At 71.4% G+C, this 23,172-nt stretch carries 19 protein-coding genes and 1 pseudogene; 15 read left to right on the plus strand and 5 right to left on the minus strand.

The window, feature by feature from the left end; translation table 11 throughout:
* Positions 1-178 precede the first annotated feature (178 nt).
* Together AC1QRC_RS01225 and AC1QRC_RS01230 are read right to left on the minus strand one after the other, a co-directional pair.
* A complete protein-coding gene (locus AC1QRC_RS01225; RefSeq protein WP_484206717.1) occupies positions 179-790 on the minus strand; it encodes an MFS transporter in 612 nt (203 codons plus the stop codon).
* A gap of 140 nt (positions 791-930) precedes the next feature.
* The gene (locus AC1QRC_RS01230) at positions 931-1,557 is read right to left on the minus strand and encodes an ArsR/SmtB family transcription factor (RefSeq protein WP_484205047.1); all 627 of its coding nucleotides are present in this window, start codon (positions 1,555-1,557) and stop codon (positions 931-933) included.
* Positions 1,558-1,806: 249 nt separating this feature from the next.
* Here AC1QRC_RS01230 and AC1QRC_RS01235 point away from each other — a divergent pair, with 249 nt between their 5' ends.
* The 11 genes from AC1QRC_RS01235 to AC1QRC_RS01285 all read left to right on the plus strand — a co-directional run bounded on the left by AC1QRC_RS01235 (position 1,807) and on the right by AC1QRC_RS01285 (position 14,599).
* Positions 1,807-4,110: an HNH endonuclease signature motif containing protein gene (locus AC1QRC_RS01235; RefSeq protein ID WP_484205048.1), complete on the plus strand. Its 2,304-nt coding sequence runs from the start codon at positions 1,807-1,809 to the stop codon at positions 4,108-4,110.
* A gap of 59 nt (positions 4,111-4,169) precedes the next feature.
* Positions 4,170-4,442, plus strand: coding sequence for a hypothetical protein (locus tag AC1QRC_RS01240; protein ID WP_484205049.1), 273 nt, complete (start codon positions 4,170-4,172; stop codon positions 4,440-4,442).
* A gap of 527 nt (positions 4,443-4,969) precedes the next feature.
* Positions 4,970-5,389: a DUF427 domain-containing protein gene (locus AC1QRC_RS01245; protein ID WP_484205050.1), complete on the plus strand. Its 420-nt coding sequence runs from the start codon at positions 4,970-4,972 to the stop codon at positions 5,387-5,389.
* Complete coding sequence (locus tag AC1QRC_RS01250; protein WP_484205051.1) at positions 5,386-5,625, plus strand: hypothetical protein; 240 nt, start codon at positions 5,386-5,388, stop codon at positions 5,623-5,625. Before AC1QRC_RS01245 ends, AC1QRC_RS01250 begins: the two co-directional genes overlap by 4 nt.
* Positions 5,626-5,737: 112 nt before the next feature.
* Positions 5,738-6,517 (plus strand): ABC transporter ATP-binding protein, encoded by a 780-nt coding sequence (locus AC1QRC_RS01255; protein ID WP_484205052.1) that lies wholly within the window; start codon positions 5,738-5,740, stop codon positions 6,515-6,517.
* Positions 6,514-7,359, plus strand: coding sequence for an ABC transporter ATP-binding protein (locus AC1QRC_RS01260; protein WP_484205053.1), 846 nt, complete (start codon positions 6,514-6,516; stop codon positions 7,357-7,359). The genes AC1QRC_RS01255 and AC1QRC_RS01260 overlap by 4 nt, the downstream gene beginning before the upstream one ends.
* Positions 7,356-9,227, plus strand: coding sequence for an AMP-dependent synthetase/ligase (locus AC1QRC_RS01265; protein ID WP_484205054.1), 1,872 nt, complete (start codon positions 7,356-7,358; stop codon positions 9,225-9,227). Before AC1QRC_RS01260 ends, AC1QRC_RS01265 begins: the two co-directional genes overlap by 4 nt.
* Positions 9,227-10,144 (plus strand): branched-chain amino acid ABC transporter permease, encoded by a 918-nt coding sequence (locus AC1QRC_RS01270; RefSeq protein ID WP_484205055.1) that lies wholly within the window; start codon positions 9,227-9,229, stop codon positions 10,142-10,144. The genes AC1QRC_RS01265 and AC1QRC_RS01270 overlap by 1 nt, the downstream gene beginning before the upstream one ends.
* A complete protein-coding gene (locus AC1QRC_RS01275; protein WP_484205056.1) occupies positions 10,141-11,358 on the plus strand; it encodes a branched-chain amino acid ABC transporter permease in 1,218 nt (405 codons plus the stop codon). The genes AC1QRC_RS01270 and AC1QRC_RS01275 overlap by 4 nt, the downstream gene beginning before the upstream one ends.
* A gap of 30 nt (positions 11,359-11,388) precedes the next feature.
* Positions 11,389-12,807 carry an ABC transporter substrate-binding protein gene (locus tag AC1QRC_RS01280; protein ID WP_484205057.1) on the plus strand — a complete coding sequence of 473 codons (1,419 nt, stop codon included), beginning with the start codon at positions 11,389-11,391 and terminating at the stop codon, positions 12,805-12,807.
* Between the two features lie 1,027 nt (positions 12,808-13,834).
* Positions 13,835-14,599, plus strand: a complete 765-nt coding sequence (locus AC1QRC_RS01285) for an IclR family transcriptional regulator (RefSeq protein ID WP_484205058.1) — start codon at positions 13,835-13,837, stop codon at positions 14,597-14,599.
* Positions 14,600-14,965: 366 nt separating this feature from the next.
* On the opposite strand, the gene AC1QRC_RS01290 is transcribed toward AC1QRC_RS01285, so the two are convergent.
* Positions 14,966-16,231 carry a PQQ-dependent sugar dehydrogenase gene (locus AC1QRC_RS01290; protein ID WP_484205059.1) on the minus strand — a complete coding sequence of 422 codons (1,266 nt, stop codon included), beginning with the start codon at positions 16,229-16,231 and terminating at the stop codon, positions 14,966-14,968.
* Between the two features lie 54 nt (positions 16,232-16,285).
* On the opposite strand from AC1QRC_RS01290, the gene AC1QRC_RS01295 reads away from it, so the two are divergent.
* The gene (locus AC1QRC_RS01295) at positions 16,286-16,753 is read left to right on the plus strand and encodes a MarR family transcriptional regulator (RefSeq protein ID WP_484205060.1); all 468 of its coding nucleotides are present in this window, start codon (positions 16,286-16,288) and stop codon (positions 16,751-16,753) included.
* Positions 16,754-16,784: 31 nt separating this feature from the next.
* On the opposite strand, the gene AC1QRC_RS01300 is transcribed toward AC1QRC_RS01295, so the two are convergent.
* On the minus strand, positions 16,785-17,615 hold the full coding sequence (locus AC1QRC_RS01300) for a siderophore-interacting protein (RefSeq protein ID WP_484205061.1): 831 nt from the start codon (positions 17,613-17,615) through the stop codon (positions 16,785-16,787).
* A 97-nt stretch (positions 17,616-17,712) separates the two neighbouring features.
* On the opposite strand from AC1QRC_RS01300, the gene AC1QRC_RS01305 reads away from it, so the two are divergent.
* Entirely contained in the window at positions 17,713-19,023 is a 1,311-nt protein-coding gene (locus tag AC1QRC_RS01305) for an MFS transporter (protein ID WP_484205062.1), read from the plus strand.
* On the plus strand, positions 19,020-21,035 hold the full coding sequence (locus AC1QRC_RS01310) for a pyridoxal phosphate-dependent decarboxylase family protein (RefSeq protein ID WP_484205063.1): 2,016 nt from the start codon (positions 19,020-19,022) through the stop codon (positions 21,033-21,035). Before AC1QRC_RS01305 ends, AC1QRC_RS01310 begins: the two co-directional genes overlap by 4 nt.
* Before the next feature lie 557 nt (positions 21,036-21,592).
* Here AC1QRC_RS01310 and AC1QRC_RS01315 read toward each other — a convergent pair.
* Positions 21,593-21,829, minus strand: a pseudogene (locus AC1QRC_RS01315) (hypothetical protein); the annotation flags it as partial.
* Positions 21,830-21,948: 119 nt separating this feature from the next.
* Between AC1QRC_RS01315 and AC1QRC_RS01320 the strand changes: the two are divergent.
* A complete protein-coding gene (locus tag AC1QRC_RS01320; protein ID WP_484205064.1) occupies positions 21,949-23,118 on the plus strand; it encodes an acyl-CoA dehydrogenase family protein in 1,170 nt (389 codons plus the stop codon).
* The last annotated feature ends 54 nt before the right edge of the window (positions 23,119-23,172 follow it).

A 23,172-nucleotide genomic window follows, 5' to 3' on the forward strand; every position in this document is an offset into this window, starting at 1 on the left:
GGCTCCGGCCGCCGTGCCGGTGAGCACCAGCCCGAACTGCCAGCCCTCGAAGAGGCCGAGGACCTCCTGGGCGAAGAGCACGATGAGGGCGAAGACCATCGCGCCGAGCATGTTCATCGCCCCCAGCAGGATCGCCAGGGAGCGGAGCAGGTCGTGGCTCCACAGCCAGCGGAACCCCTCACCGATCTCGCGGCGCCAGGCGATCTTGCCGCTGCTGGTCCGCCCCTTGGGCGCGAAGCTGCCGGCGAGGGCGAAGACCAGCGCCGCCGACACGGCCAGCATCCCTGCGTTGAGGAAGAAGGGCAGCGCCAGGGCGATGGCAATCACGACCCCGGCCAGCGGCGGGCCGACGAAGTTGTTCATGGTCATCTCGGCGCCCCAGAGTCGACCGTTCGCCTTCTCCAGCTGGGACTTGTCCACCACGGAGGGCATCAGGGTCTGGGCGGCGTTGTCGCGGACCACCTCGGCGAAGCCGATCAGCAGGGCGGCCAGGCAGAGCAGGGCGAGCAGCAGCCCCGCCGTCCCGTGGTGGCTCCGCCCCGTGTGCGAGTTCCTCCGGCGTGGGCAGGCCCTCCTGGTGCAGCAGCACCGCCACGCCCAGCGCCGCGATGACGACCAGCCTGGCCACGTCCATCCAGGCCACCAGGAGCCGTCGGTCCATGCGGTCGGTGATGACCCCTGCCGGCAACGAGAAGATCAGCCAGGGCAGGCGTGAGGCGAGCCCCACGAGGGCGATCAGCGTGGGCTCGCGGGTCAGCGACGAGGCCAGCCAGAGGACCGCGACCGCCATCAGGCCGTCGCCCAGGTTGGTGCACACCGACGCCGTGAACAGCTTGACGTAGTTGGGGCCCAGCCGGCGACGACCCTGGGTCGCGGTCGCCTCGGTCTCGGTTGCCTCGGTCTGACCGCCCTCCTGCTCGGGCGTGACACTCACGGCTTCGTCCCCTCGTCGGGTCTCTCGTCGGACTCCTCTTCGGACTGCTCCGGCAGCGCCGGTCGCCGGGTCGGATAGAGGCCCATCACGAGGGTGTAGGTCGCGTCCCCCTCCTTGGGCTGGTCCCAGAACTCCACCACGAGCTCGTTGAGTCGCTGCGCCCACTCGGCCGCCCGTGCCACCGGGATCCGGGCGTGCTTGGCCACGGCCCAGAAGTCCTCGGTGTCGGGCGGCAGCGCTGCCATCGCTGCGGCCGCCTGCGCCATCGTCCGCTGCTCGGCCCCCGCGGCCTCCCCGACGCGTTCGTACAGGAAGGTCCGCGCCGTCCGCCCGTAGTACTTGGCCTCCAGCGCACGCACCCGCACCGTGCGCACCACCCTGACCAGACCGGCGCGCTCCAGCACCTTGAGGTGGTGACCCACGGTGCCCTTGGGCTTGTCCAGCGCCTCCGCCAGCTCTGAGGTCGTGGCCGCCCGCTCGCGGAGCAGCTCCACGATCTGCGCCCGGGTCTCCTCGAACAGTGCGCGGTACTGCGCGGGGTCTTCCAGCGCGAGTGTCTCCGGGAGGTCGTAGTCGGGGTGGCTGTGCTGCGCCTCGCCGGGAACCTCGTTATGGTCGGCCATAATCGTATGGTCGGTATTTCCCGACCATTTGTCAACGCACCGGCAACCAGCTGCCCTCGACCAGCCCTGTCGACCAGCCCTGTCGCGCGATCCCCCGCGGTTCGTCCACAACGCGGGATTGGCCGGCCGGTCATCCACAGGTGCGCGTGGAGCTCCCGCTCTGTCGGACTGGTGTTCTAGACTGGGGGCACCAGCAAAGTTCCGGTTCGGAAGGGCCGGGACCCGGACCGCGGAGGGGCGGTGAGATCGGTGGCGGACTACCCAGACACTGCTCTCGCCTCGGCGCGCGAGGACGTCCCGGACGCGGAGTGTGAGCACTGGCAGGCGATCGACGCCGTGGACTGGGCGTGCGAGCCGGCCACCTATGGGATCACGGAGGAAGACCTCGAACGCGCCGCCCGGAAGGATCGTCTCCTGTGGCTCGTCCCGCCCGAATCCGGCACGACCGCCGAAGCATCCGATTCCGGCACGACCACCGAGCCGCTCAACCCCGCCGCGCTCTCCGCACTCTTGACCGCAACCCTGGATGTCGCGGGCTTCCCCCGGCACGTGGCCGACCAGCTCTGTGCCCTGATCCCCGTGATGGCTACCCGCGACAACCCCGCCCCCGGCGACCACGACCCCGGCGACAACGACCCCAGCCACAACAACCCCGACAGCCCCGATCCCGAAAGGGCAGATTCCAGCACTCCTCGACCGACCAACCGGGAGCTCGCCGATGCTTCCGACGCCCTGGTCATCATCGGTCGGTGGACCGATGCCTGCCTGTTCGACGTCATCCGTGACATGGCCATCGTGACCGGCGAGGAACTCCTGGCACGCAAGAAGGTCGCCGACCCGTCCGAGCTGTCCAAGACCGCCCGCGAACGGTGGCGGGCCATGACCAAGTCGGCCATCGCCAACGAACTCCAGGTGCTCACCGGGTGGGGCATCCAGGACTGTCACGACCGGGTCGGCTTCGCGCTCGCTCCCCGCTGGGTGACGCGGGCGGCCGAGCACGCGCTGGCGATCGGCGACGTCGACTGGCGCCAGGTGCGGACCGTGTGGCAGGCCTGTCGGCACCTACCCCCCGAGGTCGCTGCCGACATCTTCGATCGCACCCTCGGGCCCGGCTCGCGGTGGGCTCCGGATCCTGACGACGAGGAATCCGGTGGCGGAGCACGCCAGTCCTTCGGCCAGCTCCAGGACGCCCTGAACCGCGAACTGATCCGCGCTACGGGCACGGATCCCCGCAAGGCGCGTGCCGAGCGTCGGGCGGCAGTCGCTCGCCGCGATGCCTTCGCCGTCCTCGAGGACAACGGCACCGGGACGCTGACCGTCACCGGGGGCACCAGCAACGTGGTGGGTGCCATCGCGCGGATCGACAAGGCCGCCCGAGCCGCCCGGGCCGCCGGAGATCCCCGCACGCTCGCCCAACTCCGGTCCGATATCGCCCTCGGTCTGGTCCTCCACGGCACGCTCATCCCCACCCAAGGAGGCGCGCCGGACGACGCCTCTCAGGGGGACGTCAGACCGGAGACCGACGGGTCGAGCGATGCCCCCTCAGGCAGCACCCCGCCCACCAGCGCCTTCTCCGACGAGGCCGAGGTCATCGGCGAGGTCGGGGAGATCGTGGCTCGCATCCTGGCGGCCCAACCCCAGATCGCTCTCGAGATCGTGGTGCCGCTCGATGCGCTCACCGATGTCGGTTCCACCGGGGTGGCTCACATCCCGGGCTACGGCTACATCACCGCCGAGCACGCCCGCGAACTGGCTCTCGAAGCGAACGTCCTGCACCGCATCGTGTACGACCCGCTCGACGGAAGGCTCGTCGAACGCACCGTCCAGGCCTACCGGCCCGACCAGGCCATGCGCGACCAGATCCGGGCGGCCGACCGACACTGCAGGGCGCCCGGGTGCACGGTGCCGGCCGAGCGGTGCCAGCACGACCACGAAGTCCCCTACCAACACGACGAACCCGGGGGAGGCGCCGGCAGGACGAGCGAGGATCAACTCAACCTGAAGCACGGGCGCCACCACCAGTTCAAGACCTGGGGGCTGTGGACCACCGTGATGGACTCGCAGCGCAACGTCACCTGGACCACCCTGTTCGGTCGCTGCTACCGCACGCGCTCCCATGACTACCGGCTCTACACCAACGACGCCCCCGGAGGCGGCAGGGCCAGAGGACCCGCTGGTGCCAGTCGACCTCCCGGCTCGGTGTGGGAGGCCTTGCACCGGCTCACCCGGCACGGGGTGGACCCCGCTCGCGACCACGACCTGAGAGACCGTCTGATCTATGCGGCCCTGGCCCAGCGTCAACAGGAGGACCGGCTCTCCGGCCCCGAGGACGATGCCGACAACGACCTCACCCCACGGTGGGACAGTCGACTCCATCGCGACCTCCCCATCACGCTCCGCCACCGACCCCACCGGGCCACGCGGCGCCACGGCCCACCCCCGGACCAGCTCAGGCCGGAGGAGGTCCTCCACGCCCACGAGCTCCTGATCACGGAGGAGCGGCAGCGGGCGGCGAATCCCAAGCCGGGCGAGGCCCCGCCACCACCCTTCTAACCTGCCTCTGCGATCTGCCGCGACCCCCGCGCACCGCCCGAGCCGTGCAGTATGGAGGTATGCCGATCTCGCCCTGCATCCGCAGGCTCCGCGAGCACGTAGGCCACGACCTGCTCCTGGTCCCCTCCGTCGCCGTCCTCCCCCGGGACGAGGCCGGACGCATCCTGCTGGTGCGCCAGGCCGACGACGGCCGGTGGGCCCGGGCCGATGACGACGAGACGACCGAGGTCGGGTGGTTCACCCCGGAGGAAGCCCACCAGTTGGACGACCTCGGCGACTTCGCCCGGTTGACGTTCGAGCACCTGGGCCTGGGGGACGGAGGGCAGCGATGACCACGCCGGCCCAGCTGCGCAAAGCCGCCCTCGACCTCCCCGAGGTCGAGGAGGGAACGCATCACGGAATGGTGGCCTTCACCGTCCGCGGCAAGGGATTCGCCGGACTGGACCGATCCGGCGAGGTGGTCCAACTGCGACTGTCGGGCGAGGACGCCGGCGAGGCCCTCGACCGGTTTCCCACCGCCGAGGCGCTGGCACGGGGCGGCGCCCAGATCGGGATCCGGCTACCCCTGGCCGACATCAACGGCAAGGACCTGAACGACCTGGTGTTCCGTGCCTGGCGACACCGGGCACCGCGACGCCTGGTCGCGGTCCAGGATGCGGCAATAGCCGGCAGTACGCCCGCAGGGATCCGACCTGCCCCGAAGCCTCGGCAAGCCAGCGACCCGGGCCCTCCTGGGAGCCGGCATCTCCACCGTGGCGCAGGCCGTGCAACGCTCCGACGACGAGTTGCTGGCGCTCCACGGGGTGGGACCCAAGGCGGTCCGGATCCTGCGCGACCTGGAGGCGGAAGGGAAGAGGCCATGAACGGGACAATCCTGGAGCCCGGACCTGATCACCCGATCACGATCGAGCCCACCCCCGGACGGGTGGTCGTCACGGTGGCCGGGAACGTGGTCGCCGACAGCACCCGCGCGCTGACCCTGCGCGAGGCGAACTACCCGCCCGTGCAATACATCCCGATGGACGACCTCGACCACACGCTGCTCGAAGCCAGCGCAACGAGCACGTACTGCCCCTACAAGGGCGCGGCGTCCTACTTCAGCGTGCCGGTGGGAGGCGAAGGCTCGGTCGACGCGCTGTGGGTGTACCCGACGCCGCATGCTGCCGTGCTCCCCATCGCGGGGCACGCGGCCTTCTACCCGGACCGCGTCGACGAGGTCAGAGTCGACGAGATCAGCGTCGACGAGAGGGACGTCGCCGAGGGAGACAGCGCCCGATGACCCAGGACCCCGACCACGCGCTGAGAGCCTTCGACCCGACCCAGCGGGACGGGAACGGTCTGAGCGACCGCCGGCTGGACCAGCGGCGCCGGGATCTCGCGAGCCAGCGCGCCGGCCTGCCCGTCGATGCGCCCACCCACCGCACCAGTCACCCGCGCGTGGCCGCGCTGGGTCGCCTCGTGGGCACGCCGGGTCGCCTCCTGGACCCGGTCGGCCCGGCGGTGACTCGGCAGTAGCCCGGATCACGGTTCGGTTACAACTCGCCCGCAGCAGCGCGGGATCCGGCAGGTCAACACTATGTTCAGCGCAACCGACCGTCCCCGTCCGATCGGCCCCTGAGGAGCAAAGGTGCTCGCCGTCCACAATCTCGAGGTGGTCTACGAGGACGTCATGCTCGCGCTCCGGGGCGCGAGTCTTTCGGTGGGGCCGGACCGGATCGTCGCGCTGCTGGGGGCCAACGGGGCCGGCAAGACCAGCCTGTTGCGGGCAATGACGGGGCTGCTCGACGTGCACCGCGGCCGGATCACCCGCGGATCGGTGACCATCGACGAGCGGCAACTCGACACCCGCAACGCCGCCGCGGTCGTCCGGGCCGGGGTCGGGCAGGTGATGGAGGGTCGCCGGGTCTTCGTGGAGTTCACCGTGGAGGAGAACCTCCGGGTCGGTGGCCACACCACGTCCGCGAAGTTGGTCGCCGAGCGGCTCGACCGCGTCTACTCGATGTTCCCGGTGCTGGCCGACCGCAAGGGCGGACGGGCGGGCTACCTCTCCGGCGGCGAGCAGCAGATGCTCGCGATCGGCCGGGCCCTGATGGCGGAGCCGCGCTACCTCCTGCTGGACGAGCCCAGCCTCGGGTTGGCCCCGAAGATGGTGGAGCGGATCCGCGACCTGATCGTCACGATCAACGAGGCCGGCACCGGGGTGCTGCTCATCGAGCAGAACGCGGCCATGGCCCTGTCCATCGCGCACCACGGGTATGTCATGGAGAACGGCATCACGGTGATGGACGCGCCCGCCGAGAAGCTGCGCGCCGACGCGGACATCCAGGAGTTCTACCTAGGGGTCGGCGGGGAGTCCTCACTGCGCGACGTCAAGCACTACAAGCGACGCAAGCGGTGGCTGTCGTGACTGACACGCCACTCCTCGACGTCCGCGACACCACCCTGCGTTTCGGCGGCAACACCGTCCTGGACGACGTGGCCTTCGACGTCGCGGAGGGCGAACTGTTCGCGATCATCGGGCCCAACGGTGCGGGCAAGACCTCCATCTTCAACTCCATCTCCGGGGTCTACCGCCCCCAGGTCGGAGACCTCGCCTTCCGCGGGCGGTCCCTGCGAGGGATGCGGCCGGACCGGATCGCCGCACTGGGGGTGGCCCGCACCTTCCAGAACATCGAGCTCTTCGACAACCTCACCGTCCTGGAGAACCTCCTCCTCGGACGGCACCACGCGCTGGGCGTGCCGTGGTGGCAGGCGATGGCCTGGCTGCCGTCGGCGCGGCGCGAGGAGTATGCCGCACGCCTGGCGGTCGAGCACATCATCGACTTCCTCGACCTGGCCGCCGTCCGGGCGATGCCGGTCGGGATCCTGCCCTACGGCATCAAGAAGCGGATCGAGCTGGGTCGGGCGCTGGCCATGGACCCGGCGCTGCTGCTGCTGGACGAGCCGGTGGCCGGGATGAATGCCGAGGAGACCGAGGACATGGCCCGGTTCATCCTCGACATCCGGGCCGAGTTGGGCGTGGCCATGATCATGGTCGAGCACGACATGCGCCTGGTGATGGACCTCGCCGACCGGGTGCTGGTGCTGGACTTCGGCAAGGTGATCGCGCTCGACACCCCGGCCCAGGTGCAGCACGACCCCGCCGTGATCGCGGCCTACCTGGGCGGGGCGAGCGAGGACGTCGTGGCCGAGGTGGCCGACGCCGACATCGCCGACGAGGTCGTCGACGAGTTGGAGTCGCTGGAATGACCGAGCCGACCTACCTGCCCAGGCTGCTGCGCGAGGCGGCGGCCGAGTCCCCCGACGCCGTGGCGCTGCGGGAGAAGCGCTACGGCCTGTGGCAGGACATCACCTGGGCCGACTACCTGCGCAACGTCGAGCAGGTGGCCTACGGCCTGGCCGCGCTGGGTGTGGGGGCGGGTGACCGGGTGGCGATCCAGTCCGAGAACCGCCCCGAGTGGCTCTACACGGACCTGGCCGCCGGCAGCCTGCGCGCCGTCATCGTCGGCTTCTACCCCACGAACCCGGTCGCCGAGGTGCGCTACCTCCTCGGCGACTCCGGCGCCCGGGTGCTGGTGGCCGAGGACCAGGAGCAGGTCGACAAGGCCCTCGAGCTCGTCGACGAGATCGACACCCTGGAGTGGGTCGTCTACCTGGACGCCCGAGGGATGTCGGACTACAGCCACCCGCGGTTGCTGTCCATCGACGCGATGATCGAGCGCGGCGCGCAGTTGCGCGCGCAGGACCCCGACCTGCTGGAAGGGCACGACGCGCAGCGCACCGCGGAGGACCTGGTCACCCTCATCTACACCTCCGGCACCACCGGGCCACCCAAGGGCGTGATGCTCACCGCCCGCAACGTGGCCTTCGGCACCGACACCTATGCCCGGGCACCGGGGATGTTCGGCGAGCGGGGGCTGGGCAGGGACGACGTGCTGGTCTCCTACCTGCCGCTGTCCCACGTCGTGGAGCGCGCCGTGAGCACCTGGGGCGGGGTGCGCAACCGCACGGTCGTCCACTTCGCCGAGTCCATCAACACGGTCACCGCGGACCTGGCCGAGGTCCAGCCGACGGTGCTCTTCGCGGTCCCCCGGATCTGGGAGAAGATCCAGGCCGGCGTCGCGATCAAGGTGGCGAACGCCTCCCGACTCAAGCGCACGGCATACGCCCTCGGCAGCCGTCTCGGGTTGCGGGCGGCGGACCTGAGGATGGCCGCGGACGGTCGGCAGACCCTGCTGTCCCGGGTGTTGGGCGCGCTCGCCTGGGTGCTGGTCAACCGCAAGCTCGCCCGCCACCTCGGTCTGGCCAAGGTGCGGCACGCACTGTCCGGCGCGGCGCCGATCTCCCCCGAGGTGCTCCGGTTCTTCCTGTCCATGGGCGTGGTGATCCACGAGGCCTACGGGATGACCGAGAACACCGCCGTGGCCACGACGAACTATCCGGGGCGGGTGCGGTTCGGCACCGTCGGCGAGGCCCAGCCGGGGATCGAGCTGGCCCTCGACGAGGCGACCGGCGAGGTGCTGACCCGGCACGACGGCACGTTCGCCGGCTACTGGAACAAGCCGGAGGCCACCACCGAGGTGCTCGGCGAGGACGGCTGGCTGCACACCGGCGACGTCGGCGAGTGGGTCGACGGCACCCACCTGAGGATCGTGGACCGGATCAAGGACATCATCATCACCGCGGGCGGCAAGAACATCTCCCCCAGCGAGATCGAGAACGCGATCAAGGCCTCGCCCTACGTGCGCGAGGCGGTGGTGATCGGAGACCGTCGCCCCTACCTGACCGCTCTCATCGGCATCGAGTACGACACCGTGGCCGACTGGGCCTCCCGGCGCCGGATCGAATACACCACCTACCGCGACCTCTCGACCCGGCCCGAGACCGTGGACCTCGTCGCCGGGGTGATCCGGGAGGTCAACACCCGCTTCGCTCGGGTCGAGTCGGTCCGCAAGTTCCGGATGTTGCACAAGGAGCTGGACCACGAGGACGGCGAACTGACGGCCACCCAGAAGCTCAAGCGGGCCGCGTTCGCCGCCACCGTGCCGCACCTGGTGGACGACATGTATGCCGACACCTCCGAGCACGCCGGCGCGGACCTGGGGAGGGCCGGCTGATGGGCACCGCCACCGCGGCCGTCCTCAGCGGGCTGGGGACCGGCTCGGTCTACGCCCTCATCGCGGTGAGCTTCGTCATCATCTTCCGGGCCACGGGAGTGCTGAACTTCGCCCAGCCGGGCCTGCTCATCCTGGGCACCTTCTTCACCTCGGTCTTCGCGGTCGACCTGGGCTGGCCGTTCCCGGTCGCCGTGCTCCTCGGGATGCTGGTCGTCGGCGTCGTGGGAGCGGCTCTGGAGCGCGTCGCGATCCGCCCGATGGTGGGGCGCCCCGCCTTCTCCACGGCCCTGGTCACCGTCGGGCTGTTCATCATCCTGCTGATCGTGGCCTTCCGGCTGTTCGAGGCCCGTGCCCGCACCGTGAACGACCCGTGGCAGCTGAACCGGATCTGCCTGATCGAGGGGTCCGGCCCGTTGTGCTCCGTCCCGGTGTACCAGCACAGCATCGGGCGGTTCGTCGTCGCGATGGTCGTGCTCGCACTGCTCGGCTGGTGGTTGGGCCGCTCCCGGACCGGGTTGGCGATGCGCGCCACCTCGCTAGACCAGGAGGCCGCGCTGGCCCAGGGCATCAACGTCGGCCGGATGTTCTCACTGTCCTGGGCCATGGGCGGCGCCCTCGCGGCCCTCGCCGGGGTGCTACTCGCCGCCGACGGCTCGGTCGTGCAGGCCAACGACGCCCTGTTCGCCCTGGTCGCCCTCCCCGCCCTGATCCTGGGCGGCCTCGACTCCTTCCGCGGCGCCGTGATCGGCGGCCTGGCGATCGGGGTCATCTCGGCCCTCACCAGCGCCTACCAGCCGATCCACGCGCCGTGGCTCGGGCCCAACTTCGAGAACGTCGTGCCGTATGCCGTGATGATCGCGGTGCTGCTGATCCGACCGTACGGGCTGTTCGGCACCCCGGAGGTGCACCGGGTATGACGACTCTCCAGCGTGACGCGTCCGACGGCAGGTCCCGGCGCCTCGGGGGCCAGTCCCGGGCACTTGAGCCGCGGCCCGGCGGCGGCAGGGTGCCCCGGTCGGTCGCCCGGGGGCGGCCGCGGCTGTTCACCCGGTATGCCGACGACCAGGCCCTGCTGAACACGCCGGCCAAGCGGTGGTGGAGTCTGCTGGCGCTCGTCGTGGCGCTGGCGGCGCCGTTCCTGCTCACCCGGGACCTCACCCACCTGTTGTCCACGGCGATGGTGATGGCGATCGCCGGGATCGGTCTGAACCTGCTGACCGGGTACGCCGGCCAGATCTCGCTGGGGCACCCGTTCTTCATGGCGTTGGGCGCCTACACCGCCGCCGTGGTGGGCGGCAGACCGGGGAACACCGTCCTGGGGATGGAGCTGGACCTGGCCCTTGCGCTGCCTGCCGCGGCGGTGGTGCCGGCGCTCGTGGGCCTGGCCGTGGCCCCGCTGGCGACGCGGGTCCGCGGCCTGTACCTGGCGGTCCTGACCCTCGGGCTCCTCATGCTCGGGGAGCAACTGTTCAAGCAGTGGGCCGCGGTGACCGGCGGCTCCGGGGTGGGCCGCGCGGGGGCGCTGCCGGTCCTGTTCGGCAACGACCTGACCCGCACCTATGCCCTGGGTCCGCTGCTGATCACGCCGCCAATCTCGCTCTACCTGATCTGCCTGGTGCTGCTGGTGGTGCTCGGCGTCGCCGCACGCAACCTGGCCCGGAGCCGGACGGGGCGGGCCTTCGCGGCCGTCCGGGACCGGGACATCGCCGCCGAAATCATGGGGGTCAACCTGCTCCGGACCAAGACCCTGGCCTTCGTGCTCTCCTCCGCCTACGCCGGCGTGGCCGGTGCCCTGCTCGCCATCCTCATCGGCCGCGTCGCCCCGGAGCAGTGGAACATCCTGATGGCGATCAACCTGCTGGCGATCGTCGTGATCGGCGGGGTCGCGACGATCACCGGCACCCTGATCGGGGCCGCCTTCGTCGTGCTGCTCCCCCGGGTCCTGGAGTGGGCGTCGCACTGGATCCCGTTCGTGTCCACCGGCAGCGGCGGACTGATCAACGTCTTCCAGCTCCAGTCGATCCTCTTCGGGGTGCTGATCGTCGTCTTCCTCATCCTGGAGCCGCGTGGCCTCTTCGGCCTCTGGCACCGCGTCCGCACCTACTTCAAGGCCTGGCCCTTCAGCTATTGATCCGTCCCCACCACGCACAAAGGAGTGCACATGTCCACCACCCGAACACCACGCACGCTGCTGGCACTGTGTGCCGCGGGGGCCCTCGCCCTCGCCGGATGCACCGCCGTCGACGACGAGGACCCCGATGTCGCCGCCGCCGAGGACGCGGACGGCGGCGAGGCAGACGCCGACGCTGACGCCGATGACGAGACCGGTGACGACGCCGACGACGCAGGCGACACCGGAGACGGCACGATCCAGACCGGCGAGGGCGTCACCGAAGAGCCCTGCCCGGACGGGGTGAACCCGGACAACGGGTGCATCTACCTCGGCGTCCTCTCCGACCTGACCGAGGGGCCGTTCGCGGCGCTCGCCGTGCCGATCACCGACGCGCAGCGCAACTACTGGGCGCAGGTCAACGAAGACGGCGGTATCGCCGGCTACGACATCGACATCGACACCTACACCCGGGACACCAAGTACCAGCCGGCGGAGCACGCCTCGGCCTACCAGTCCATCGAGCCGCACATCCTGGCGATCGCCCAGAGCCTGGGCACGGTGAACACCGAGTCGGTGCTGGCGGACATGGACGCCAACGACATCGTGGCAGTGCCCGCCTCCTGGTGGTCCGGCTACGCCTTCACCGCCAACGACATGGGTCTGATCCTGGAGCACGGCTACTCCTACTGCGTGGAGTCGGCGGCGGGGCTGGACTGGTTCACCGAGAACCACGGCGAGGTGGCCTCCATCGCCGCCGTGGGCTACCCCGGTGACTACGGCGGCGACTCCGCCGCCGGCGTCGAGCTGTGGGCAGGTGCGAACGGCGACCCGGACGTGACGGTCGTGCCGACCGGTCCCAACCAGGTCACCGGCAACCAGGACGCGGTCGTGGCCGCCGTGATGGCGGCCGACCCGACCGTCGTCGTGCTGGCCACCGGACCGGCCGAGAACGCCGAGATCGTCGGCAAGCTGGCAGCGAGCGGCTACACCGGCACCTTCCTGGGGTCGCTGCCCACCTGGAACCCCGCGCTGCTGGACAGCGGCGCGGCCCCGGCGCTCCTGGCCATGTACCACCACATGGCACCCACCGAGCAGTGGGACGGTGCCAGCGAGGGTGTCGCGGCCATGCAGGCGTCGCTGGACGGCGAACTGCCGGCCAACGGTGGCTACCTGATCGGCTGGACGATGAACTACCCGATGCACGCCCTGCTGGAGCAGGCCGCCGAGAACGGCGACCTGACGCGGGCCGGGCTGCGCGCCGCCGTCGACGGGCTCACCGTCGACTTCGCCGGGATGGCCGAGCCCATCACCTACGGCGGCGAGGGCAAGGACGTCGCGGTCTCCGGTGTCATCGTCTCCACCCCCAACCCCGACGCGCCGCTGGGGACCGAGTCCGAGGGGACCTTCTTCCACGGCAGCACGTTCGACGGGATGGACTACACCGAGGCCTGCTCGGCGAGCAGCTGAGCGGGCCACACGCCCAACATTCGAAGCCCACATAGGTGAAGGGCCCTCGGCAGTATGAGTGCCAAGGGCCCTTCGGGCGACCGGTGGACGGTGACGCTTCCGGCCTGCTCCTCCGGTCCGATCGGATCCACCGACCCCGTCACCGGGCCGGTCCTTCGGGCCGAAGCCCTCCGGGTGCTCACGGGCCGAAACCCGTGTGCGTGCTCATGGGCCGAAACCCATGTGCGGATCCTCGTCTCCGAGGGAGTGTCACCTTCCCTTGCGGGAAAGCGATAGGAGATTTCTACGTGGCCGCACGCCGCAATACAAGACCCCGGACCAAACTTTCTCGACAAATCTCTTCGTGCACAGGTTTCTCCCCAGGAATCACTCCGTTACCCACCGAAATCTGCCTTTATCCACCGGCTGTCCACACCCGGCTGTGGATAGTCCGAGGGAATCCCGCCAGGAGGTGGCGCGGTGCGCGAGGCCCACAGTCGTCCCCACATAGGTCATTCGTCCCCACATAGGTGAAGGGCCCTCGGCAGTATGAGTGCCAAGGGCCCTTCGGGCGACCGGTGGACGGTGACGCTTCCGGCCTGCTCCTCCGGTCCGATCGGATCCACCGACCCCGTCACCGGGCCGGTCCTTCGGGCCGAAGCCCTCCGGGTGCTCACGGGCCGAAACCCGTGTGCGTGCTCATGGGCCGAAACCCATGTGCGGATCCTCGTCTCCGAGGGAGTGTCACCTTCCCTTGCGGGAAAGCGATAGGAGATTTCTACGTGGCCGCACGCCGCAATACAAGACCCCGGACCAAACTTTCTCGACAAATCTCTTCGTGCACAGGTTTCTCCCCAGAAACCTCGCGTTTACCCACCGGAATCATGAGATGTCCACACTCTATCCACAGGTGGCTGTGGACACAGTTCCCGGGAGGCCCTCGGCAGTATGAGTGTCGAGGGCCGGCCACACACCTGCCGCACGGGCACACTGACGGCTCCTGACGACATACTCGACTCATGGCTGCCGACCCGGGACAGAGGTGACCGTGGCGACCGCACCCGCCGCGGGGCACGCGCTCGCCGTCCTCAAGCTGCTCGCCCGGCACGCCGGCCCGCTGCCCGCCGCCGCGATCGCGCGGCAACTGGGTCTGCCGCGGTCCAGCACCTACCGGTTGCTCGCCGAGCTGGTCGGCCAGGGGTTCGTGGTGCACCTGCCGGAGGAACGGCGCTACGGGCTCGGGGTGGCGGTGTTCGAGCTGGGGTCGGCCTACTCCCGGCAGGAGCCGATGCAGCGGCTGGCGCGGCCCCTGCTGGCCAGGCTCGCGGACCGCACGGGCCAGAACGGGCACCTGGTGGTGCTGCACGGCCGGGACGTGCTCTATGTGATCGAGGAGCGCGTCGCGGGTCGTCCCTCGCTGGTCACCGACGTCGGGGTCCGGTTGCCGGCCACGCTGACGGCCAGCGGCCTGGCGGTGCTCGCCCAGTTGCCCAGTGCCCAGGTCAGGGCGCTGTACCCATCGGCGGAGGCCTTCGTGCAGCGCAACGGTCAGGGCCCCACGTCGCTGAGCGCGCTACGACGGCGGCTGACCGAGATCCGCGCGGCCGGATTCGCCACGGAGGTCGGCACGGTGACGCCCGGTCTCGCCTCGGTGGCCAGCGCCGCCACGGACCACAACGGCCACCCGGTGGCGGGCATCGCCCTGACCTACCCCAGCGCGGAGGTCGGCCCGGGCGCGCAGCAGGAGCTCGTGGGCGCCGTGCGGTGGTGCGCCGGAGAGCTGAGCCGCCGACTGGGTGGCAGAACGGGATGAAGGGCCCCCGGCAGTATGAGTGCCGGGGACCCTTCGAGACCGGGAAGTGTGACGCTCCGGTCGACACGATCAGGGAGGGCCGACCCGGGCAGCCGCGTCACCGAACTGCCTGGCGGAGACCGCCGAGGGGTCGTTGTCTCCGATCGCATCGCGCCGCCACCGGGGTGAAGGCGCAAGGACATGCCTACGTGCTCTCGCCCCACCGGCGCAAGGCCTCGCAGGTGAACTTTTGGCCCGGATCGCCCGGTCGCGGCGTGTCGTCCCCAGGTCGGGCCTTGTCGTCCACAGCCCACGGCTGCTCGTCCACAACTCCCCGCCCCTGCCTGTGGACAGCCGGGGCGGACCGACGGCCCGTATGCGGAGTGGTCACCCCGTCGTGAGGCGGAGCACCGAGCCCTCGTCCAGGGACCGGCTGGTCACCATGAGGTACAACGCACCCTGCTCGTCACGGTCCAGGTCCCACAGGTAGCCGCCCACCGGGAGGAACGACTCCCCGAGCTCCACCTCACGCATGACCCACGGCGGTTCGCCGGGCGTCGCTGCGAAGAGGGAACCGTTCCAGTCCGAGACCAGGATCGAGCCCTCCAGCTCGGGGATCCCGCTGTCACGCACCGGGACGACCCCGCTCAGGATCCGCCCCTGCTGGCCGGGGTAGGAGGCAGCGGGCGGGGTGAGGGCCGCGCCGTCCGGCCCCTCGGTGCACCCGGTGACGGCCACCCCGTCCTCCCAGCAGGAGTAGGGCAGGCCCGGGTACCCGGCGTTGTCACCCGCCTCCGGCAGGTGCACCTGCTGCTCCCCGTCGCGGGACATCGCCACGCCGACCAACACCCCCAGGGCGGGGTCCCACGCCACACGCCAGGGGTTGCGGTAGCCGGTGGCGTAGACCTCCGGCGCCCAGCCGTCGTCCCGCTCGGCGGCGGCGCCGTGCGGGTTGTCCTCCGGCACGGCATACCCCTCCTGCCCCGACACGTCCAGGCGCAGCACGGTGCCGACCAGCTCGGCCGGGTCCTGCGCCAGGTCGGCCTCGGGGCTGTCCACACCGAGCGCGGTGACGAGCATCCCCTCGGAGTCGAAGACGATCTCGCCGCCGGAGTGATCGACCGAGCTGCGGGGCACCTCCACCAGGACCTCCTCGGAGGCCGGGTCGACGGTCAGCGTCGCGGGGCCCGCGGTCCAGCGCGCAAGGGTCGAGGTCTGCCCCCGCGCACCGTCCGCCGCGGGGTAGGTCCCGAGGGTGTAGACGCGGCCGTTGTCCGCGAAGCCGGGGTCGAGCGCGAGACCGAGCAGACCTCGCTCCAGCTGCTGACCCGTGGGTTGCTCCAGGTCGGCCGTCAGGTCGAGGAACGGCTCGTCCCGCACCTCGCCGTCGGTCAGCACGAGCACGACACCCTCCTGCCCCGAGATCAGCACCGTGTCGTCGTCGATGGTGATCACCTCGCGGGGCACCGCCAACGCGGTGGTCACCGTCTCCACCCCCACCTCCGGCAGGTCGAGGACGTCACTGCTGCGACCGGTGGACACCTCGACCTCCGAGGAGCCCGAGGAGCCCGTCGAGGTCGTCCCGCCACTACAGGCAGCGACCCCGCACAGGACGGCGGCCAGCACGGCGACACGGTGTCCGGCGACTCTCATGTGGGGAGATTACTACGATTTCGTAGCATTTTCTCCAAGCCCTACCCTTTCCCCATGCCCACACCGCCACCGCAACAGGGACTCGAGCCGACGCCGCTCCTGGAGGTCTTCGTGCTGGACCGCGCGGTGACCTCGCTGCTGGACGCGGCGATGCGCGGCGGCCCGCTCACCCCCCGGGACTACGCCGTCGCCAGCCTCATCGAGCTGCACCCGGGCATCAGCGCGAGCCGGCTGGCGGCACACCTGTCCGTCCCGCTGACCACGGTGATGGAGTGGCTGGCGCACCTGATCGACGCCGGCCTCGTCGAGCGGCAGCGGGACCCGGACGACCGGCGGCGACAACGACTGCGGCTGACGCCGGCAGCGACCGGCCCCATGACCCAGGCCCGCGCACGGTTCGGGCGTGCCTACCTGGAGTTCCTGGAGCACACGGGGCAACGTCCCGAGGAGACGATGGCGGTGTTGCGCGACCTCACCGCCGCCGCTCGGGCGGCGACGACCGCCCTCGAATCTGACGGCTGACTGCGGACGGCCAACCGCTGACCGTATGCCGTCAGGCCGGCAGGATCTGGCCGATCGGCTCGCGCTTCTCCGCCTGGAACCGGTCCTCGGTACGACCGTAGGCCCAGTAGCCGGACAGTGACACCTGGGCCCGCTCCAGCTCCCGCTCCCCGAACAGGTAGTCGCGCAGCGACTTCATCGCCTCGCGCTCCCCGTGGGCGAAGACGTGCACCCGCCCCTCGCGCCACGGCACCGCCCGCAGCCCGTCGGCCAGCAGGCTGGTGGTGCCGGGCACCGCTCCGTCGCGGTGCAGCCAGGTGACGGCGACGCCCTCGGGCGCGTCCAGCTCGAGGTGGTCGGCCTCGGAGTCGACCTCGAGCACGACCGCCCCGACGGCGTCCCGGGGCAGCGCCTCGAGCGCGGCGGCGATCGCCGGCAGGGCCGCGTCGTCCCCGGCCAGCAGGTGCCAGTCGGCCTCGGCGTCCGGGGTGTAACCGCCACCCGGACCGTTGAACACGACCGGGTCGCCGACCTGGGCCCGCTCGGCCCAGGGCCCGGCGATGCCCTCGTCCCCGTGCGTCACGAAGTCGATCGCCAGCTGCCCCGCCTCGTGGTCCACCCAGCGCACCGTGTAGGTGCGCCGGCTCGGCAGCTGCTCGGGGGCCAACTGCTCCCGCAACGCGTCCAGGTCGTAGGGCGGGGTGAGCCCCAGCGCCGGGTCGGCGAAGAGCATCTTCACGTACTTGTCCGTGTGGGGGTTGTCCTCGAAGTCGGCGAACCCCGGGCCACCCGCCACGATCCGCACCAGGTGCGGGGCGAGCCGCTCGACCGCCACCACCTCCAGGACGGTCTGCCGGCGGGGCCTGCGCTGCTGTGGGGGCATGGTGAACTCCAGAATCGGGGCACGGGATTAAGACAACATTCGAGTTCACTATATCCACGCGGTCGCGGGCGAGCCCCGCGGGACTAGTCTGCGGCCCATGCCACGCATCCCGCGCCGCGCCGTCGCCGGCTACGCGGCGGGGAGCGTCGGCACCGGCGGGTTCGGCACCCTGCCCGGACTGGTGCTGGCCTACTACCTCACCGACACGCTCGCGGTCCCGGCCATCCTGGCCACGCTGGTGGTCATCGTCCCCAAGGTCTGGGACGTGCTCATCGACCCTGCGGTCGGGGCGCTGAGCGACCGCGAGGCAGGCGGGCGCGGCACCCGCACCCGGCTGATGACGGTGGGGGCGATCACCCTGCCGGTCGGCTTCGTCGGCATGTTCGCCGTCCCCGACGGCCTCGGCCCGGCCGCGTCCGCCGGCTGGGTGATGGTCTGCTTCGTGCTCGCCACGACGGCGTTCAGCCTGTTCCAGGTCCCCTACATCGCGCTGCCCGCCGACCTGACCGACAGCTACCACGAGCGGACCCGGCTGATGGGCTGGCGGATCGCCGTCCTCGCGCTGGCCATCCTGCTCGTCGGCGCGGGCGGGCCCGGCGTGCGGGACGCCGCGGGCGGCGGGGCCACCGGCTACCTGGTGATGGGGGTGGCGGTCGCCGTGCTGCTGTGCGCGGGGATGCTGGGCACCATCCTGGGGGTGCGCGGACACCGGTCGGGGCCGGCGCGTCCCTCCGCCGTCGGTGGCACCCGGCTCCAGGGCTACCGGGAGGGCCTGGCCGCGCTCCGGGAGGTGACCGCCTACCGGGTCCTCCTCACCACGTTCGTGCTCCAGGCGCTCGCGACCGGCACCATGCTGGCGGCCGCGCAGTACGTCGCGACCTACACCCTGGGCGCGCAGTCGGTGCTCACCTTCCTCTTCGTCGCCCTGGTCGCCCCCGCCCTGGTGGTCATGCCCTGGTGGACCCGGTATGCCGCACGGCACGGCAAGCCGCGCGCGTTCACGCTGGCCTCGGTCCTGTTCGCCGTCGCGACGACGGCCCTGGTGGGCCTGGTGTGGGTGCCCGGCGCCTGGCTGTACCTGCCAGTCTGCCTGGCCGGTGTCGCGTATGCCGGCATGCAGCTCTTCCCGCTGGCGATGCTCCCCGACGTCATCACCTCGGCGGGCCGGGCACGCGGCGGGGCCATGAGCGGCCTGTGGACCGCCGCGGAGACCGCGGGCCTGGCCGCCGGCCCCGGCATCGTGCTGGCCCTGTTGGCGCTCACCGGCTTCCGGTCCACCACCGCCGACACCGTGCTCGCCCAGCCCGGGGCGGCTCTGGTGGCGATCGTGGTCGCGTTCTCAGTGCTGCCGGCGGCGCTCGTGGCTGCCAGCCTGCTGGTGCTGCGCCGCTACCGTGAGCCCTCATGAGCAGCCCACGGATCGACACCGAGGCCGTCCTCGCGCGGCTGGCCGCCTACCGCGAGCACGACGCGCCGACCCACGGCGGACGGGTGCTGTCCTACGTCTACGACAGCGGCCTCGCGGCCCTGGACGAGCTGGCGGCGCGGGCGGCCCGTGAGGTGCAGGCGGTCAACGGGCTGGACCCCACGACGTTCCCGTCGGTGGCCCTGATGGAGGGGGACCTGGTCCGCTTCGGCCGGGAGGTGCTCCACGGCCCCGACGCGGTCGGGTCGGTGACCTCCGGCGGCACCGAGAGCTGCCTGCTGGCCGTCAAGGCCGCCCGGGACGCCTGGCGGGCGCGGACGGACGGGGACGCGCCCGGCGACGGGTCCGGACGCCACCGCACCCGGCCCACGATCGTGCTCCCCTCGACGGCGCACGCCGCGTTCCACAAGGCGGCCCACTATCTGGACCTCACGGTCGACGTGGTGCCGGTCGACCCGGCGACGGGGACGCTGCCGGCCCGCTCCCTCACCGACCGGTTCGACGAGGCGACCGCGCTCGTGGTCACCAGCGCCCCGGCATACCCCCACGGTGTCCCCGACCCGGTGGCCGAGGTCGCCACGGCCGCCCGCGAGGCCGGGATCCCCTGCCACGTCGACGCCTGCATCGGCGGGCTGGTGCTGCCGTTCTGGGAGGCTGCCGGGGGTGGGCCGGTGGCCCCCTGGGACTTCCGGGTGCCCGGCGTGACCAGCATCTCCGCGGACCTGCACAAGTACGGCTACGCCCCCAAGGGCGCCTCGCTCGTGCTGTTCGCCGACCGCGCCCTGGACCGGGCACGCTACTTCGCGCTCACCGACTGGCCGGGCTACCCGGTGGTGAACCCGACCGTCCTGGGCTCCCGGTCCGCGACCTCCCTCGCCGCGGCGTGGGCGGTGACCAGCGCGCTCGGGACGCCGGGGTATGTCGAGCTGACCGGGCGTCTCGTCGCCGCCACGGCGGCGGTGCGGGCCTGCGTCGGGGGAATCCGCGGGCTGCGGGTGCTGGGCGACCCGGTCGGGCCGCTCCTGGCGGTCGTGGCCGACGAGACCGTCCCGGCCGCCGACCGCGTGGATCCGCACCGGTGGTCGGCTGCCGTCGCCCGGCGCGGGTTCGTGCTCCAGGGCCAGCCGGCGCTCACCCAGGCCGACGGCACGGTGCTGCCCCGGTCGACCCACCTGACGATCACGCCGGTCACCGAAGGACTGGTGAAGGACCTCACGGCCGCGCTGGTGGCGGCGGCCGACGAGGTCCGTGGCGACGAGGTCCGTGGCGACGAGGTCCGTGGGGATGCCAGCGATGCTGGCGCGGGGCAGCGTGCCGTTCCCGACCCGGCCGAACTGGCCCGCGCCGCCCGGCAGGAGGGCGAGCTGGACCTGACGGCGGTGCTGGCCCTGATCGAGACCCTGCCCCGGGAGCAGAGCGCCCGGATGCTGGTGGAGTTCCTGGCCGCGTTCACCGAGCCGGAGGATCCAGGAGCGCAGCAGGCGCGCGAGGACTACGGTGGGAGGGTGAACGACACCGGCGGGCGAGCCGGCTCGGATGACGGGCTGACCCCCGGGCCCGGGCCGACGCCCAGCGGGGCCGAGGAGGCCGCGCTGGCCGAGGCGAGCGACTGGGTCGGCGGCGCAGGTCTCCGCCGTGGGGCTGGGGCAGACCGACGACGGGGATCCCTGCGTCGTGGTCTACGCCGGCACCCCCGCCCCGGACCTGCCCGGCACGGTGCACGGACTGCCGGTGCGGGTGGTGCTCAGCGACCCGGTCGTGGCCCTCGAGGAGGACGACCCACCGGGCTGACCGATCAGGGCCAGATCCGCACCTGGAGGGCCAGCTGCACCGTCGCGATCGGGTTGTGGATCGTGGCCACGGACGAGCCGGCGAAGAGCAACCCCACCGGCTGGTTGTCCCAGTCCAGCACCAGCGACCCGCTGTCGCCGCCGGCCGACATGTTGGTGGTGACGATCTGGTTGCAGAACCGGGCCACCCGACCCGCCCCGTAGCCGACGTTGACCGTCGCGTTCAGCACCGTCACCTGGCCGGTCGTGAACTGGGTGGTGCGGCCGGTCTTCTTGACCAGCTGACCCACCGTGGCCGGGGTGGCCGCAGTCGTCGGGTAGCCGGACCAGTAGATGTCCCGGTCGATGGTGTCGAACGGCACCTCGGCGATCGCCGCGTCGACGTAGTTGCAGGTGCCGTCGTAGGTGATCGGGACGTAGCGGGCGAGGCGACCGATGGCGTCATCGGGCCCTCCGCCGTCGTAGACACCGGGCTGGTAGATCGGGTCACCGATGCTGGCGTCGTTGCTGTTGGCGATCACGTGGTTGTTGCTCAGGATGTAGTAGCGCGGCGGCATGCCGGGCAGCGGGTTGAGGTCGTAGCAGCCGGCGCCGATGGTGCCGGCCGTGACCTTCGGGTGGCCCACGCTGTATCCCGGCCGCACGGGACGGACCCGCGTGGCGAGTGTCTGGGCGTCGACCGCCTGGAGCGGCTGGGCCACGCCTCCGCCGGCGAGCAGGTGTCCCACCTCGAGCACGTCGGTGGGGGTGCTCTCGACGGTCTTGGTGATCTTGTCCCGGCTGTCCAGCATCGTGTCGGGCAGCTTCTGGCTGACCAGCACCATCACGCTGGGGGTCTGCGTCATCTCACCGTCGGTGATCTTGTGGCCGAGCCCGACGCCGACGACGTTGGCCCTGCCGAGGAACTTCTCCTCGGCGGCGCCGCGGGCGCTGGCCAGACCGGCGAGGTCGCCCGAGGCTGCGGCGGCCTCGGCCTCGAAGAGTTCGTGGTCGTTCATGGTCTTTCCCTTCCGCGGGTGGCTGACACCGGGAAGAGACCCGCGCAGCGGGTTCTGATACCGGCCCACCGGGTGCGGCAGACTGGGCCCCGACGGCCGCCGACGAGGGAGTAGGCACCATGCAGCGCACCATCTTCACCGAGGACCACGAGGCCCTGCGCGACACGGCCCGGGAGTTCGTCGACCGGATGCTCCGGCCCCGGGCGGAGGAGATGATCCGGGAGCACACCATCCCGCGGGAGGTGTGGCTGGAGGCGGGCAAGCAGGGGCTGCTCGGCCTGGAGATCCCGGCGGAGTACGGCGGGGCCGGGGCGGAGGACTTCCGGTTCAACGCCGCCCTGGCCGAGGAACTGGCCCGGTTCAGCGTGTCGGCCTCGTCCTGTCTGGGGATCCACTACGACGTGTGCCCGCCCTACCTGGTGACGCTGGGCACCGAGGAGCAGAAGCAGCGCTGGCTGCCGGGGATCGCCTCCGGCGAGCTGATCATCGCGATCGCGATGACCGAGCCGTCCGGCGGCTCGGACCTGGGGGCGCTGAAGACCTCTGCGGTCCGGGCCGACGACGGCTCGGGCGACTGGCTGCTCACCGGCTCCAAGACGTTCATCACCAACGGCCACCAGTGCGACCTGGTGATCGTCGCGGCCCGCACCGACCCCGAGCGCGGGCACCGCGGGATCAGCCTGTTCGTGGTCGAGGCCGGCACCGAGGGGTTCACCAAGGGTGAGCCGCTGGACAAGGTGGGCCTGGCCGAGGCGGACACCTGTGAGCTGTTCTTCGAGGACGTCCGGCTGCCCGCCTCGCACCTGCTGGGCGAGGAGGGCCAGGGCTTCATCGCGATGATGCAGCTGCTGACCCAGGAACGGGTCGGCGCGGCCGTGGCCAACATCGCCCACGCCGCCCAGATCCTGGACGAGACCCTGGCCTACACCAAGGACCGACGGGCCTTCGGGCAACCCGTCGGCGCCTTCCAGCACAACGCGTTCACCCTCGCCGAGCAGGTCACCAAGGTCGAGGTGACCCAGGCCTTCGTGGACCAGTGCATCGTGGCGCACGCCGAGGGGCGGCTGTCCTCCGTCGACGCCGCGAAGGCCAAGTGGTGGTCGGCCCAGGTGCAGGGCGAGGTGCTGGACGCCTGCGTCCAACTGCACGGCGGCTACGGCTTCATGAACGAGTACCGCGTGGCCCGGGCCTGGCGGGATGCGCGGGTCACCCGGATCTGGGCCGGCTCCAACGAGATCATGAAGGAGCTCATCGCCCGCGACCTCGGGCTGGGCCGGGCCGCCCGCTGACGGGGTGCCCCCCGGGGTCACCGGCCGGAAACACCGGCCTCGTTACACTCGCCG

The organism is Ornithinicoccus sp. (genome assembly GCF_057176825.1).